This window comes from Nostoc sp., from assembly GCF_036917315.1.
In the GTDB taxonomy this organism is placed as follows: Bacteria; Cyanobacteriota; Cyanobacteriia; order Cyanobacteriales; family Nostocaceae; genus Nostoc.
In genome coordinates, this window is the sequence record NZ_JBALDR010000043.1 from 76,893 (window position 1) to 93,773 (window position 16,881).

Annotated in this window: 10 protein-coding genes and 1 pseudogene; 8 read left to right on the plus strand and 3 right to left on the minus strand. The window is 40.9% G+C overall.

The window, feature by feature from the left end:
• Positions 1-99: 99 nt before the first annotated feature.
• Positions 100-561, minus strand: a complete 462-nt coding sequence (locus tag V7K84_RS19630) for a BON domain-containing protein (protein ID WP_334840436.1) — start codon at positions 559-561, stop codon at positions 100-102.
• A gap of 133 nt (positions 562-694) precedes the next feature.
• The gene (locus V7K84_RS19635) at positions 695-1,975 is read right to left on the minus strand and encodes a general stress protein (protein WP_334840437.1); all 1,281 of its coding nucleotides are present in this window, start codon (positions 1,973-1,975) and stop codon (positions 695-697) included.
• A gap of 554 nt (positions 1,976-2,529) precedes the next feature.
• Here V7K84_RS19635 and V7K84_RS19640 point away from each other — a divergent pair.
• The 8 genes from V7K84_RS19640 (at position 2,530) to V7K84_RS19675 (ending at position 16,045) form a co-directional block, all read left to right on the plus strand.
• Entirely contained in the window at positions 2,530-5,652 is a 3,123-nt protein-coding gene (locus tag V7K84_RS19640; RefSeq protein WP_334840438.1) for an MFS transporter, read from the plus strand.
• 474 nt (positions 5,653-6,126) lie between these two features.
• Positions 6,127-6,282: a hypothetical protein gene (locus tag V7K84_RS19645; RefSeq protein ID WP_334840440.1), complete on the plus strand. Its 156-nt coding sequence runs from the start codon at positions 6,127-6,129 to the stop codon at positions 6,280-6,282.
• Positions 6,257-6,988, plus strand: coding sequence for a calcium-binding protein (locus tag V7K84_RS19650; RefSeq protein ID WP_334840442.1), 732 nt, complete (start codon positions 6,257-6,259; stop codon positions 6,986-6,988). The genes V7K84_RS19645 and V7K84_RS19650 overlap by 26 nt, the downstream gene beginning before the upstream one ends.
• A gap of 916 nt (positions 6,989-7,904) precedes the next feature.
• Positions 7,905-8,603, plus strand: a complete 699-nt coding sequence (locus V7K84_RS19655; protein ID WP_334840444.1) for a calcium-binding protein — start codon at positions 7,905-7,907, stop codon at positions 8,601-8,603.
• A 1,226-nt stretch (positions 8,604-9,829) separates the two neighbouring features.
• Positions 9,830-10,522 carry a calcium-binding protein gene (locus V7K84_RS19660; protein ID WP_334840446.1) on the plus strand — a complete coding sequence of 231 codons (693 nt, stop codon included), beginning with the start codon at positions 9,830-9,832 and terminating at the stop codon, positions 10,520-10,522.
• Positions 10,523-11,013: 491 nt separating this feature from the next.
• Positions 11,014-12,699 (plus strand): dihydroxy-acid dehydratase, encoded by a 1,686-nt coding sequence (gene ilvD / locus V7K84_RS19665; protein ID WP_334840448.1) that lies wholly within the window; start codon positions 11,014-11,016, stop codon positions 12,697-12,699.
• Positions 12,700-13,117: 418 nt separating this feature from the next.
• Positions 13,118-13,495, plus strand: a complete 378-nt coding sequence (locus V7K84_RS19670) for a hypothetical protein (RefSeq protein WP_334840450.1) — start codon at positions 13,118-13,120, stop codon at positions 13,493-13,495.
• A 30-nt stretch (positions 13,496-13,525) separates the two neighbouring features.
• Positions 13,526-16,045 (plus strand): caspase, EACC1-associated type, encoded by a 2,520-nt coding sequence (locus V7K84_RS19675; protein WP_334840452.1) that lies wholly within the window; start codon positions 13,526-13,528, stop codon positions 16,043-16,045.
• An 85-nt stretch (positions 16,046-16,130) separates the two neighbouring features.
• Here V7K84_RS19675 and V7K84_RS19680 read toward each other — a convergent pair.
• Positions 16,131-16,706 (minus strand): annotated as a pseudogene (locus V7K84_RS19680) (Uma2 family endonuclease).
• Between the last annotated feature and the right edge of the window lie 175 nt (positions 16,707-16,881).

A 16,881-nucleotide genomic window follows, 5' to 3' on the forward strand; every position in this document is an offset into this window, starting at 1 on the left:
TAGTGGTCAGTTAAATTTATTACTGACCACTGAGAGTTAGCAGGAGCAGTTAAATCTGTTTACGCCTACTTGCTCGCTTGGATTTATTAGTTAGTTGCCTTAGTTAGTTACTTTGGCAACAGTTGCTTTCACAACTACACTATTGACACCTTTAATTTCCTTAGCTAATTTTTCAATTTTAGCCAATTCCTGCTGATTGGTGACAGTTCCGGCGACAGTTACAACACCACCGTCTGCGGCATTAACTGTTAGTTGACTCTTGGGGATATTAGCCTCTAATTTAGAACGAACTTCACTTTCTAAATCAGCTTTAGCTCTTTTTGTATCGCCACCAGTGGTATTATTGCGCTGTTCGCGGGCGCGAATATCCTCATTGAGTTGTCTTCTACGAACTTCACTTTGTGCATCTTTTTGAGAAGCTTCTGTTGTTTTTGCACTCGGTGTTTGGGGAGCCTCATTAGGATTGTTGGGTGCAGATTCACTTGTTTTAGAAGCGTTATCACAAGCAGCAACACCAAACACTAAAAGGCAACTAATTACAAAGGGGGTTAGCTTTTTCATTGGTTTAATTCTGAATCAGAAAGTGAAATCTATTGATATTTACGGCAAAAGTGAGGAGCAAGTTTTTTTAGTCAGGAGCAAAGTTTTCAAATTATTGCTCCTGCAATTTTGTGCGAGTGAAAACTACTTTAGGTTAAAGTACTTCGTCACGACGATCGACAATAACTACAGAAGGATCGTTTCTATGAGGCTCTGTTGAGTAATTGGGGCGAATCGGATCGACTACTGCTGCGTCATTATGCGTTACTCGGTCGGAACCTGGACGATATTCACTAATTTCAGTTGCATCATAGATTGCAAATTCTTCAATACCTCGACGTTTAAGAATCGCTTCAGCTTGGTGGATTTCAGCGTCTGTACCATCGAGAATTACTAAGTAGTCACCTTTTTGGAAGCGATCGCTATATACTCGCGCTCTGTCTTCAGGAATTCCCAAGCCAACGAGTGCGCCGACAATACTCCCCGCTGCTGCACCGATCGCACCACCAGCTAATGTTGTCGCCAAAGTGGTTGCAACTGCACCACCTGCAATCACGGGCCCAATTCCTGGAATTGCTAAACTCCCAAGTCCAACTAATAAGCCAGTCAAGCCGCCCAGAACACCGCCTGTAGCTGCTCCAGCTTTGGCACCATCGTCTGCTTTATTACCAGTACCAACATTTCTATCTACATCTACACCACCGATCCCATGACCGTCTGTATCTTTGGCAATGATGGAGACTTGATTCAACGAAAAACCTGCATCTCGTAATTCTGTAATTGCGACTTCAGCATCTCGACGATGAGAAAATACCCCAATCGCGCGTTTCGCAACACCACTATGACCAGCAGTAGAACTTGGAGTCACATAACCAGTGGTTGCATTTGTTGCATCTGGGTGGTCGTAAATGCCAAACTCTTCCACACCCTGATGATTTAAAATTGCTTCTGCTCTATGGATTTCTGCATCTGTACCATCGAGAATGACTAAATAGTGTCCTCGTTTAACACGTTCGTCGTAAACTTTAGCTCGTTCTTCAGGAATTCCTAAACCAATTAATGCACCAAGCAAACTACCAGCTACTGCACCAATACCAGCGCCAGCGAGAGTTGTAGCTAGAGTAGTTGCTGCGGCTCCAGCCAACATAATTGGCCCGATTCCAGGAATTGCTAAAGTACCAAGACCGACTAATAAGCCAGCCAATCCGCCCAAAGCACCGCCTGTAGCTGCTCCGACTTTAGCACCTTCGTCAGATTGATCGCCGACGCGATCGCTCACATCTGCACCAGCAATATCGTCTCTGTCCCCATCTTGGGTAATGACAGAAACTCTGTTCATGTCAAAGCCAACTTTTTTTAATTCATGTAGGGCATGTTCAACATCTCGACGATGAGAAAATACACCTACAGCACGTTTATGTACGCCGACTACCATTATTCTTTCTCCTCAACAAAAATCCAATTATTTACTAATTCATAGCTCGTACTAACCCTTATTAATGCATGTTTCTATTTACTTTTCATCAATCGCTTGGGAGAATTTTTACCTCTATCATTAGATATAGGTGTTTTTATCTAAAGGTAGTAACTAAATCTCAGATAAAAAATATATTTTATTTTCTAAAGTTTTATAACAATTATGCTTTGTTTTGAATTTCTTCAATAAACAATTTCTTACATAATGGTTGATACCAAAATATGATTTTTTAGCGTTCGCTAGTGTAACTCACCCGCTCCGAACTTGCTATATCGGTAGATACAGTTTTACACAATTCATTTTGCCTAATAAATTTTATTAAAAAAATATTAACTAAATCATAAGTTTTAGTTGATTTATACAAGATAAATATTTAATTTATTTTTTTTAATACGACTTTTGGACAACCAACCTATTACTTAAGAAAGTGTCAGTTTATATAAATGATAATTAAGCTGATAAATAAGCCATTTTATAAATGGTATTTAATTGAGTAAAAGTGAGAAAATCCTATGTTTCAAGGTGTTTTAACTATTTTAGGATGGAATTGGCTATCTTTTGGATTAACGCCCATAACTTTAGCTCAGGAAGTACTAACTCCAGAAGAAGCGTCAGTTGTTTTTTCTGGGCCTAAATTATTGGTGGCGCTGCTAGCTGGTGTTTTGATGGCATTTGCCTTTCAATTATTATTGACAAACTTTTCAGTTGCTGTCGGAATTTCATCTTGGGAAATTGATGCAGATTCTGATGATGAGTCTGAAAGTTTGGGCAAGACAATTCGTAAAGGTCAAGCTAAAGTTGGTACTTGGGCGTTAATAACCGTTAGCATCGCATTATTTATTGCTTGTTTTTTAGCAGTAAAACTGAGTCTAATTGAAAGTGCATTTTTAGGAGCAATTATTGGTGTAGTCATTTGGTCTACATATTTTTCACTAGTAATTTGGTTGGGTTCATCAGCGGTAGGTTCTTTAATTGGTTCTATATCTAATACTGTCACTTCTGGTTTTCAAACTCTGATGGGCACGGCAACTGCTGGTATCGGTGCTAATACTGCAAAAAAACAGTTAGTTTCTACTGCTGAAGATATTACAGCCGCAGTCCGGCGGGAATTAACTTCAGGTTTTGATTCTGAAGGTATTAAAAATACCCTCCAAAGTTCTTTAGGTTCTCTGCAAATTCCAAAGCTGGATATTAAAGAAATTCGCAGTCAATTTGACCAGCTTCTTAAAGATACAGATTTGCAATCTATTGATAACAGCGACCTTTTACAAAATATCGACCGCCAACAAATTGTTGATTTAATCAGCAGCCGTAGCGATTTATCTCAAGAAGATATCAATAGCATTGCCGACCAATTTGAAGGTGCGTGGCAACAAGCTTTAAATCGTAAAAATCCCACAGAGCAAGTAATTAATTTACTTAAGTCTGCTACACCTGAAGAACTTAATTCTGAGCAATTAGGCGAACGGCTGCAAGAACTGGTTACAATTGGAGGTGGTAATGGCAATGGTGTAATTAAGCAAGCTATTACGTATGGCTTAAGTGCAGCTGCGCCAGCAGTTCTGGAACGGTTAAACCTTTCTAATATCGATGTGAACAAAATTACAACTCAGTTGCAAAAACTGAAAGAAAAAGTTCAAGATGTCGATGTTGAGGAAATCACAGAACAACTTCAAAAGTTTAGAGAGGAAGCAACTGAGCAAGTATCTGAAAAATTACCAATCTCACTAGAAAATGCGATTAAGGCAGATGTAAAAGACTATATATTGCATTCGTTCCCTTGGCACTTCAACCGAATTACCCTAATAGATGAATTTAAAGAAGTCATCTATGACGTAAATGCAGATCCGACAACTGTGAGACGAGAGTTGGAAGAAATCAATCAAGAATATTTCAGCAACTTGTTGAAGCAGCGTGGTGATATCAGCGAAGCTAGGGTGAAAGAAATTTCCGAACAAATGGAAAGCGATCGCTTGGAAGTTTTAGAAACTGTCAAACAGGCTCAAAGTCGCGAAAAAGGACAAGATTTCCGCAGCCGCATCGAAGATTATCTGCGTTCGACGGGTAAAGACGAACTCAATCCTGAAGGTATTGAACGGGACTTTGGCAAGTTGCTGGACGATCCACAAGCTGGGTTTGAAGATTTAAGTAGCCGCTTCGGGCAATTTGACCGCGATACTTTTGTACAATTGCTCCAACAGCGTCAAGATATTAATGAAGAAGAAGCTAATAATATTGTTAGTCAACTGGAACACAACCGCGATAATTTCTTGAATCGTGCGAGAGAATTGCAAGAACAAGCAAAAGCAAAAGCCGATGAACTGCGCCAAAGAGTTGAAGAATATCTGCGGAATACTAATAAAGACGAACTCAATCCCGAAGCGATCAAACGTGAGTTTAGAATTTTACTAGACGATCCGCAAGCCGGAATTAGCCTTTTGCAATCGCGCCTATCGCAATTTGACCGCGATACCTTGGTACAATTGCTCAGTCAGCGTCAAGATTTGAGCGAGGAACAGGTAAACGAAACTCTCGATCAGCTCGAAGCAGTGCGAGATAGTATTTTACAAGTACCGCAACAAGCGAAAGAACAGTACGAAAAAACGACAAAAGCGATCGCTGAATATCTCCGCAATACCAACTTGGAAGAACTTAATCCAGAAGGTATCAGAGCCGATTTGGAAAAATTACTCGACGATCCTCAAGCTGGAGCCTTAGCACTGCGCGATCGCTTATCTAATGTCGATCGAGAAACTTTGGTTAAACTCGTGAGTCAACGCGGCGACTTGAGCCAAGAGCAAGTTAATCAGATCATCGATCGCGCTCAAGATGCCATTGGTGATATTCTGAGAGCGCCACGACGTTTAGCAAAGCGCACTACTCAACAAGCTTTAGATTTTGAAGCCAATCTCGAAGAATATCTGCGTAATACCAATAAAGAAGAACTCAATCCCGAAGGAATCAAACGCGATTTACAATTGCTACTGTCTTCTCCCCGCGCTGGAATTGGAAGTTTAAGCGATCGCGCCTCAAAATTTGACCGTTCGACAATTGTGGCGCTATTATCCCAGCGTGAGGATATCTCAGAAGAGGAAGCTAACCGAATTGTGGATCAAATTGATTCTGTTCGCAGCTCAATTGTCGAACAATTCCAGCAGATTCAGCAGAGAGTGCAATCATTGCTAGATGGAGTTTTTGCTAAAGTTCGCAACTATCTCAACTCCCTGAATCGTTCTGAACTCAACTATGAAGGCATTAAGCAAGATTTTGCGAAAGTCTTCGACGATCCCCAAGCTGGATTTGAAGCATTGCGCGATCGCCTCAGTGAATTCGATCGTAACACCTTAGTTGCTGTATTGAGTTCTCGTGAAGATATTTCTGAAGCGGATGCTAACCGCATAATTGACCAAATAGAATCGGCGCGGGATGGCGTATTGCAACGAGCCGAACGCATCCAGAAAGAAACCCAAAAACGTTTGAAAGCGATTCAAGAGCAAGCTAAAAAGCAAGCCGAAGAAACCAAGAAAACCGTGGCTAATGCTGCGTGGTGGATATTTGGCACAGCGATTACTTCTCTTTGCGCCAGTGCGATCGCAGGTGCGATCGCTGTAACTGGCATAACTCTACCTGGATAAATAAAATATCTGCATCATCAAGAATTTTGAGAAATACAAAGTGGCATTCAGTCTTTATAAATGAATGCCACTTTTTTATTTATAAAAAAGTATCGCGATCTCAAGTCTCGTTAATTATTATTTCTTAAAGATAGAAAAAAGTAAGCTTGAGGTATTATCATACTCTTATTATTCTGAATCCCGTAAAAATGTCCTAAAACCTATGCAATTCCATAGGAGATGATCTGCTTATTTGCTAGTAGATTACTGCTAGAAACTGTGAAGTCATCAGGTATAAGGACATAACATGAGTCTTGGCACAATCTATTTTGATGCCAATATCATCAATAGATCCAGTATTTCTCAAATCTTTAGACTTAACAGCAAAGACCTGATTAAAACAGGTCTAATTTGTTATATCTTCCCACTCGTTATTTCTCCACTGGGGAAGTAACGAAGTAATTTTTTACCCTCTAAATTCAGGATAAATTCACGATGCCAACCATTAACGGTACTAATCAGCCTGACACTCTTGGTATTCCTTCTTCTATTCTCCCTTATATCATCAATGGATTTGACGGTAACGATACAATTAGGGGCGGCTCTGGCAACGATACGATTAACGGTGGTTCTGGCGACGATAGAATATAACGGTGGAAACGGTAATGATAGCCTTTTGGGCGGATCTGGCAGCGATACGATTGACGGGGGAAGAGGCAACGATATAATTGACGGCGGATCTGGCAACAATACGATTGACGGCGGATTTGACGGTGACGATAAGATTCAAGGTGGTAATGGCAACGATCGGATTCAAGGTGGATCTGGTAACGATACGATTAACGGCGTATCTGGCAACGATCAGATTAACGGCGGTTCTGGCGACGATAAGATTAACGGCGATTCTGGCGACGATAACCTAGTTGGTGGATTAGGCAACGATAACCTAGTTGGCGGATCTGGTAATGATACGATTAGCGGTGATTTTGGTAACGGTGGTATCCTCACGGGTGTTGGTGGAACTGATGTTCTCACTGGAGGATTGGGTAACGATGTTTTCGATTTCAACTTCGTTTCAGAAAGTCAACCTGGTTTGTTACAGGATGCGATCGCTGATTTTGTCGGAAACGGTATCCTTGCAGGGGATCAAATCGATCTATCTACCATCGACGCCAACTCCACTAAAGAGGGCAACCAAGCCTTCACTTTCATCGGAAGTCGTGCATTCTCTGGAATCGGTCAAATCCGTTATTCAGGAGGTATTCTCCAAGGTAGTACTGCTGGGGATCTGTCGGCTGAGTTTGAAATTCGGCTTACAAGTGCGCCACAACTAGTGGAAAGCGACATTATCCTTTAATTTAATATTATCTGCCTTGAAAATAAGGCATAATGCAGAATTTTGATAATTGAATGGTCGCAAATAAAGATAAGTTTAGCTTGCCTTTCTGATAGTTTATAGTTATTAAATTGCGCTGCGTCTACATCAGAAAATGAGGTAATACAATGGCAACTGTTGCGGACTGCCGCCTAATGAAAAGATATCAGAGAATTTGAGAAGGAACATTGTAACGCAAGGGATGTAGCGATATCTACGATGGTCACTGAGCTTGTCGAAGTGCGGGCTACGCCCTACGCACTGGTTAACAAAGCTTTTAAGTTATAGGCAATTACTTCCTTATACATAACTAGATAAATCACCAAATAAATCACCAAATAAATCTCAAAAACCAAAACTAACCTTATCCGAACAAAGGTTTCAGATTTTGCTTTAGCGAGAGGAATAAAAAAGGGCTAATTACTCTTTCTTATAGATAGGAAAAACTAGGCTTGAAAGTAATAGTATAGTCTTGTGATTGTGGCTAAAATCAAAACGTTCTAAAAGCTATGCGCTTCTGTAGGAGGAAATCAGCTTGTTTCATACCATCCTACTACTGCAACCAGTAAAGATATAAGGACATCACATTACTCTTGGCATAATAATTTTGATGCCAGCATCATCAATACATCTAGTGCTTGTCAAATCTTCAAAGTTAACAGCAAAGACCTGTTCAAATCAGTTGCAGTTCAGTTATCTATTCCCACTCGTTATTTCTTTGCCTTGTTTTCTCGGCGTTGCTGAATGACAGTGTGAAATTTAAAAATTCAATCTTTGAAACTGTTTCCTTTACACCTTTGGGGTAAACCAAATTCATACTCTTAATCAGCAACACCGTTTTCTGATGGGAAAGTGACGAGGTTATTTTTTACCCTCTAAGTTCAGGAGAAACTTACTAATGGCAATTATTAACGGTACCATTTTTAATGACAACAATACCATCAACGGTTCCCCACTAATCTTTCGCCCTGACCTAAATGGGGGTGCTGGCAGCGATATCCTTAACGGCAATGTCGGCGACGATATCTTAAATGGGGGTGCTGGTAGCGATATCCTTAACGGCAATGCCGGCGACGATAGTCTAAATGGGGGTGCTGGCAGCGATATCCTTAACGGCAATGCCGGCAGCGATACCCTTAACGGTAATGCTGGCAGTGATATCCTCAATGGCGGTGCTGGCAGTGATATCCTCAATGGTGGTGCTGGCAACGATACCCTTAATGGTAATGCTGGCAGCGATATCCTCACTGGCGGTGCTGGCACTGATTCTCTTATTGGCGGTGCTGGCAGCGATATTTTCGATTTCAACTTAGTTTCAGATAGTCCGACTGGTTTATCACGAGATATTATCGCTGACTTCGTTGGAAACGGTATCTTTGCAGGCGATCAAATCGATCTATCTACCATTGATGCTAACTCAAGTGTAGCGGGCAACCAAGCCTTTATTTTCATCGGTGCTGGCACATTCTCAGCGGCCCGTCAGGTTCGTTATTCAGGAGGTACTCTTCAAGCTAACATTGATGGGGATCTCTCGGCTGAGTTTGAGATTGGACTGACAGGAGCACCACCACTAATAGCAAGCGACATCATCCTCTAATCTAATACACCTCTTGCAAAAGCGCTGAACACCCTACTTCTAAGAGCAAGCGCTTAGGAGTGGGGTTCTTATTTATGATTTATGCAAGAAGTCTAATATTGAAGAATAATTTAGGTGCAAAGCAAAACATACTCCAATTGTGAGAAAATTCAGTAGGCTTTAACCTCTCAAGAATGATATTGCTATAGTCAAACACAGTTAAATACTAACAAAATTGCTCATAGCAACTGCACCTAACAGAAGCACATCTAAAAAATAGAAAATTACCAATGCTTGCCAAGGTTCGATCGTGCTGCGTATGCATGAGAAAATCTGTTAATACAATCAATCGCAAAAGTTGTGATAATGCCACAATAACCAAATTGTAACCCCAGGGATGCGCGATATGTCTACGACGGGCTACGCCTACGCACTGGTCTAACAAGGGAATGGCACTCAGTTCAAATACAGCCTCGATCCTGTAAGACTCTGCCTCCAGTGGCTTTACCATATAAAGCAGTCCTCTCGAAATACATTTCCAGTCTTAAGACTGAAAACGAATTCAAGTTACACAAATCTTTAGGCTTTTCTTCGTCTCATGCGTCTAACAAAGCTTTTAACTTATTGACAATTATTTGTTATATATAACTACAGAAACCACTAAACAAATACCAATATGCAAAACCAACTCTATCTGTACAAAGGTTTTCGATTTTATTTTGACCAGAGAATAAAAGAAAGTTAATTGTTCTTTTTTCTATTTATAAAAAAGTCTGTTGGAGGGTAATACTATGGTATTGTTATTATGAATACAGTAGCAAGGGACTCAAGTCTATATAATTACTTAGAACAAATCTCCTGTTACCTTAGTATTTTTCAACTGAAACAACTGAAAACATAAGGTACAAGAAGATTAGATGATTTTTAGTACAATTTTGATGTAAAGATCATCAAATACATCTAGTACTTCTTAAATATTCTCAAATATTCTCAAATATTCAAACTTAATAGTCAAGACCTGTTCTTGTCAGCTTTATTCAAGAATATATTCCCACTGTTGAGCTTTTTACCTTGCTATTTCGGCATTGCGGAATGAAAGTATGAAAATCCCAAGTTCTATGTTTGAAATTGTTTACTTTATGCATTTGAAGGAAAGCAAATTTATACTCTTAATCAGCAATGGCGTTTTATAATGGGGAAGTAAAGACGTAATTTTTTTTCCTCTAAGTTTTAGGAGAAATTCATCAATGCCAAGTTCAATATCAATTTCCTACGGTAGCGGCAGTGTTAGTGCCAGCTCTAGTAGCAGTAGTAGTAGTAGTAGCAGTAGCAGTAGCAGCAGCAGTAGCAGCAATAATGGTAAAAGCGATGTCATTAACACTAGTGGTGGTAACAGTACCCTTATAGGTGGTAGTGGCAACAGTCTCCTTAACGCTGGTGGTGGCAATGATAGCCTCTTTGGTAATGCTGGCAACGATACTCTTAACGGTGGTGGTGGCAACGATAGCCTGAATGGCGGTACTGGCAGAGATATTCTCTTTGGCGGTACTGGAAATGATAATCTTATCGGCGGTGATGGGGATGATGTCCTGACTGGCGGTAGTGGAAAAGATATTCTCACTGGAGGATCGGGTAATGATGTTTTCGAGTACAACTCAATTTCTGATAGTCCACTTTCGTCACGCGACTTAATCACTGACTTTCGTGGAAACGGTAATTTGTCAGGCGATCGAATTGATCTATTTACTATCGATGCCAACTCCACTATTGGGGGCAACCAAGCTTTCACTTTCATTGGGAGTGGCCAATTTTCCGCACCCGGACAAATCCGTTATTCAGGAGGTATTCTCGAAGGTAGTACTGATGGGGATCGGTCGGCTGAGTTTCAAATTCGGCTTATAGGGGCGCCACAAGTAGTGTCAAGTGACTTCGTTCTTTAATGTAATATTCCTGCCTTGAAAATAAGGCAGCAGACAGATGGCTTTTAGCGTCTCACCTTGGGAGAAGGCAGAAAGCACTAGAGAATGAAAACATCTCTTTCCCAGTCCCTACTCACTATTTTCAAGGCAGATATAATTTTGAAGAACTCTAGTGCAAAGTTAGAGTGTCTCCACCTTTGCGCCGGAATCAATATCAATATACTAAGCTATAAATGTGGAAAGTCAGAGCCTCAGCTTGGGGCAATGACTTTTTTTCATATTTAAATTCGTATTGCTATCTCTAGTATTTCCGGCACTCTAGATGCCTAACACACAAGAATTATCCCTATTTTATACAAACGCTTAGATGAAGATTTATTCTAATTAGGGTTGACCAAAAGACACGGTGAAACATAGAGAATTACTCATATTCGATCGCACCGCCCAGGCATGAGAAAATCATCAGGTAATACAATCGCAACTGTTGCGATAATGGCACGGAAGGAAAAAAGATGTCGGAGAATTTGAGAAGCCAAATTGTGACGCAAGGAGTGCAGCGATCGCCTAATCGAGCTATGCTGCGTGCAGTTGGTTTTAAAGATGAAGATTTCAATAAAGCCATTGTGGGCATTGCCAATGGCTACAGTACGATCACTCCCTGCAATATGGGGATAAACCAACTGGCGCAAAGGGCAGAGGTGGGGATAAAAACCGCCGGAGCAATGCCGCAAGTGTTCGGTACGATTACTATTAGCGATGGGATTTCGATGGGAACTGAAGGGATGAAATATTCCCTAGTGTCGCGGGAAGTGATTGCCGATTCCATTGAAACCGCCTGTACTGGACAAAGTATGGATGGCGTGCTGGCTATTGGCGGTTGTGATAAAAATATGCCAGGGGCAATGATTGCAATGGCCCGGATGAATATCCCGGCTATCTTTGTTTACGGTGGCACAATTAAACCCGGTCATTACAACGGACGCGATTTAACTGTTGTCAGTTCTTTTGAAGCTGTTGGTCAATACAGTGCTGGAAAAATTGACGAAAAGGAATTATTAGAAGTTGAAGGCCGAGCTTGTCCTGGTGCGGGTTCCTGTGGGGGAATGTTTACAGCTAACACCATGTCTTCAGCATTTGAAGCGCTGGGGATGAGTTTACCCTATTCTTCGACAATGGCGGCGGAAGATGCCGAAAAAGCCGATAGCACAGAAAAATCAGCATTTGTCTTAGTCGAAGCCATTCGTAAACAAATCTTACCTCGTCAAATTATCACCCGCAAATCTATAGAGAATGCCATCTCTGTGATTATGGCAGTAGGTGGTTCGACCAATGCAGTACTGCACTTTTTAGCGATCGCCCGCGCCGCTGATGTAGAGTTAACCATAGACGACTTTGAAACTATCCGCGCCCGCGTTCCCGTTTTGTGCGATCTGAAACCAAGTGGTAAATATGTTGCTACAGATTTGCACAAAGCTGGCGGCATTCCGCAAGTAATGAAGATGTTACTTGTGCATGATTTATTACACGGTGATAGCCTCACCATCAGCGGTCAAACCATTGCAGAGATATTAGCAGACATACCAGAAGAACCATCTGCCAATCAAGATGTGATTCGTCCTTGGAATAACCCGATGTATCCTCAAGGACATTTAGCCATCCTCAGAGGTAATTTGGCAACAGAAGGGGCTGTCGCCAAAATTACTGGGGTAAAAAAACCAGTAATTACTGGGCCTGCACGGGTGTTTGAATCAGAAGAAGCCTCTTTAGATGCAATTTTGGCTGGTAAGATTCAAGCTGGTGATATTCTCATAATCCGCTACGAAGGGCCTAAAGGTGGTCCTGGAATGCGGGAAATGTTGGCTCCCACTTCAGCAATTATCGGTGCTGGGTTGGGTGATGCGGTGGGATTAATTACCGACGGACGCTTTTCTGGAGGTACTTATGGCATGGTGGTTGGTCATGTTGCTCCAGAAGCCGCAGTTGGTGGGGCGATCGCGCTTGTAGAAGAAGGCGATAGTATTACTATTGATGCACCCGCTCGTTTATTGCAGTTGAACATATCTGAAGAAGAATTGGCCCGTCGTCGTGCCAACTGGCAACCTCCGGCTCCGCGTTACACTAAAGGCGTGTTGGCAAAATATGCCAAATTGGTATCTTCTAGCAGTATTGGTGCTGTGACAGACTTGGACTTGTTTTAATTAACCTGACAACTGTGGCACAAGTTTGCCTACCTTTAACAAGGGGCTTCAGCCCCTTGTCTGGTTGATTTGAGATGGTCGCTGGATTTACGTCATCCTGTAATAGTTCGATCTAGCGATCGCTTCTAAAGAAGTTGCAAGGACAAACTCGTAACTTACTTTGCGATCGCAAGCGTGGTAAAACAAATTGCTGTATCGAAACAACTTGTCAGATGAAATACTGTTGATTGCCTCTAAGTTTTGAAGCTATTGAAGAGGGATATTCTGTGTTTATACCAGATTTTTGCCTTAATTTCGTGAGTTTTTGGAAAAATCTTGCAAAAGTTTCAGGAAATTTACATAGAAGATGTGATGTCAATCGATATACTACAGAAATACTATTGACCATCAACTGCTGAAAAACTTAAAAGGGCAAAAAATGAGTTCTGAATCTAATGTCAAACTGACGATCGCTCTTTCTAATCCAGACTTAGATGCAGAGGAGCAAGAACAGGAAACACGGAATCTGCTGCGAGAAATCAAAGAATTAGATGTAGAAAGTGCTGAACTTGTAGCACTTACAGAAATACCCGAAAGAGGCAAGCCTGTTGGCGGTTTTCTGCTGGGAGTATTACAGGCAGAGGTTAGCCTTGCCAATTTTAAGAAATTGTTGGGATTTTTGGGCGATCGCTTGGGCAACAAAACCATTGAATTGGAAGTCGAGGCTAACGGCAAAAAACTGAAGGTGAAAGCTAGTAGTCAGGAAGAGTTAAACGCCGCCATTGAACAAGCTCAAAAGTTTATCGCAGGCAACTGATAAATTCCATTAGCAAGGAAGAATAACGAGATGGTGAAAATAGCACTGCTAATCGGAGTCAGTGAGTATGAACCTGGCCTTACTCCATTGCCAGCAGCGACAAAAGATGTTGAGGCAATACAGCGAGTTTTAGAGAACCCAGAGATTGGGGGTTTTGATGATGTCAAAGTGCTGCTGAACCCTCAACGGCATGAGATGGAGGAAGCGATCGGTATCTTGTTTGATAATCGTCAAAAAGATGACCTCGTGCTGCTATTTTTCTCTGGACATGGCATTAAAGATGAGAGTGGTAAGCTTTACTTTGCGGCTCGTAACACCCGTAAAACTGACAAGGGAGTACCAGCTAGGGCAACAACAGTACCAGCTAATTTTGTCCATGAGGCCATGAGTGATAGCCGCTCCAAACGCGAGGTAGTGATTCTCGATTGTTGCTTTAGTGGTGCGTTTGCCAAGGATATGGCGGCTAAAGATGATGGTTTTGTGGATGTCAAGAACCAATTGGGTGGAGAAGGGCGGGCTGTTCTCACATCTTCGACTTCAACTCAATTTGCTTTTGAACAGCAAGGAGTAGATACCTCAACTTATACCAGCTACATAGTTGAGGGTTTAGAGACTGGTGCGGCAGATCGGGATGAAGACGGTTGGATTTCTGTCGATGAGTTGCATGAATACGCTGCCAAGAAAGTACAAGAAAGTACGCCAGCCATGAAACCAGAGATATATCCTGTCAAAGGTGGCTTTAAAATCAAGCTTGCCAAAGCACCAAGTAATGATCCCAGACTCACATATCTTCGAGAAGTTGAGTATTGGGTAGAGGGTGGTAATGGTGAAATTTCTGTTGCTGGTCGCGCTGCATTGGATGCATTACAAGAGACTCTGCAACTATCATCTGAGGACGCTGCTGCAATTGAAACTCAGGTTTTAGCACCTATCGAAAACAAAAGGATAAAATTACAGCGATATGAGCTAGCGTTCCGCGACGAGATTAGACAAGGGTTTCCTCTCAGCGATAGAACTGGCGCTAATTTGAAACGTCTTCAGCAAGCTTTAGGACTTAGAAATGAAGATATAGCCCTAATCGAAGCTCCAATAATTGCTGAACAGCCACTTACTACTGCACCTCCGGGAGTTGACAATTCTCCACCCCCCCAAAATAGTAATTTTACAAAATATATAATAGGAGCTTGCATTGTTGGAATAATCGGAGTGGTTATTGGTGGTACTGTAGTCTACTTTTTTAGGCTTAAAGATAAACCTCAACTTGTAGTTAAACCTCTAGTAAACTCCTGTCTCAAAGAGGAGTATACTCTAGGTGATAGAATTAGTTTTGGTGAAAAAATTCTATTCAAGCAAGATACGAACCCAGATAAAGAAGCTGGAGTGAAAGCATTCTTAAATGGTGATTGTCCGACTGCTATTGATAAATTAAATTCATACCGTCAAGCTAATCGTACAGACCCAGAAGCTTTGATTTACTTGAATAACGCCAAGGCTCGCCAACAGAAAAAATACGTCAAAATAGCTACAAGTGTACCTATTGGTACAAATCCAAATGTGGCAAAAGAGATGCTACGGGGTGTGGCTCAAGCTCAAGATGAGGTGAATAACAGTGGTGGGATCAATGGTCAAGCTTTAGAAGTAGCGATCGCTAATGATGATAATGACCCAAGTGAAGCTGTAAAGATTGCGACTAACTTTGTCAAAGATAACAGCATTTTGGCTGTAGTTGGACATAATGCTAGTAATGCTTCCATCGCAGCAGCGTCAGTGTATCAAAGTGGAAGATTAGTAATGATATCTCCCACTAGTTTTGCTCAAAACCTTACCACTATAGGCAACTATATCTTACGCACTGCTCCTAGTGTTAAATCGATAGCAGATAACCTATCTAATTACGCTATCAAAACAGGTAAAACCAATTTTTTGATTTGTATTGATTCTAAAGGTATAGATAATTTTTCCTTTAAGGACAGATTTATTGAAGGGATAAAAGCTGCTGGTGGTCAGGTTAACTCCACCAACTGCGATATTGCTGCCAAAAATTTTGACTCTAGTGCAGTTATTACCCAAGCTGTTAGCAGTGGTGCTAATGCTTTAGTATTAGCTCTCTACATAGACAGAAATAGGGAAGGTCTAGCAGTGACACGAGCGAATAAAGGACAATTGAGCTTATTTAGTAGTTCCACGCTGTTTACAAGCGAAACCCTAAATGAGGGGGAAGCTATCAACGGCATGGTAATTGCTATACCTTGGTTTCCTGATCCCGGTAATTCCTTTGTAAATAATGCTGAGAAGCTTTGGGGTGGAACAGTGAATTGGCGAACGGCTACAGCTTATGATGCCACTTTAGCGATAGTTAAAGGTTTGCAGCAAAGTAAAACTCGTGATGATTTGCAAAATATATTGCACAGTCCAAGTTTTTTAGTTGATGGTGCTACAGGAAGGATTCAGTTTGCACAATCAGGTGATCGCACAGATAATGCCATTTTCTTAGTCAAAGTTCAACAAATATCTGGCACTGATAAATACAAATTTGTGCGGCAACCTTAGTTTTGCAGCTTTGCTTAATAGCGATCGCACTTGTTTATTGTAACGTTTTAAAATAGCGATCGCATTCTTATAAATTATTCTTTACTCAATCTCGAAAACTACGCATAGCTTGACTTCTACCAATTGTTAAACACTGCTGAACATATTCATTAACTAATTCAACAATTGGGATATTAGGAAAATTAGGACTAGATTGAGATTTAATATACTTTCCCTCTTGTAGAATCGAAATTTCTAAACCTTGTTGTGTATGTCGCCAAAGTTCAGGAACTCCCAAAATTTCATAATTCTCAAATCGAGTTCGAGAAGTAATATCAATTTCGATTGCTAAATCTGGTGGTGGGTCTATATTTAAATCGATGCGATTTTTACCAATGATAGCAGCTTGATTTTGAATATAAAAACTGGTATCTGGTTCTACTGCTTGCAGCATTCGCTCATTTTTAAGTGTTGTGGAACCAAAAGGCTCAAAATCAATTTGAAGTTTGTCTAATAAAACTCTTACTAACTCACCAATATATTCTTTATCTTTTTCGTGTTATGGTACGGGAACCATAATTTCTAACCAACCATGACTATAAGAAATACGTGCAGCACGCCTTTCTCCCATTTCTTCTAAAATATTTTCTAATTGCTGCCAACTAATATCTTTGAGTAACATTTATTGCCCAGGTTTAACAATAATTTGTTGCAGTTTTAAAAGCATATCACCTCAGAAAGTTGATGTATTAATGATTGTATGTAAGCTGTTGTGCTTTTAATTTGCACAAACAGCATTTCCCTTGTTTTTTATTTTTCTTCCCCATTTAATAATAAGCTCTCCATCATTTAAGAGT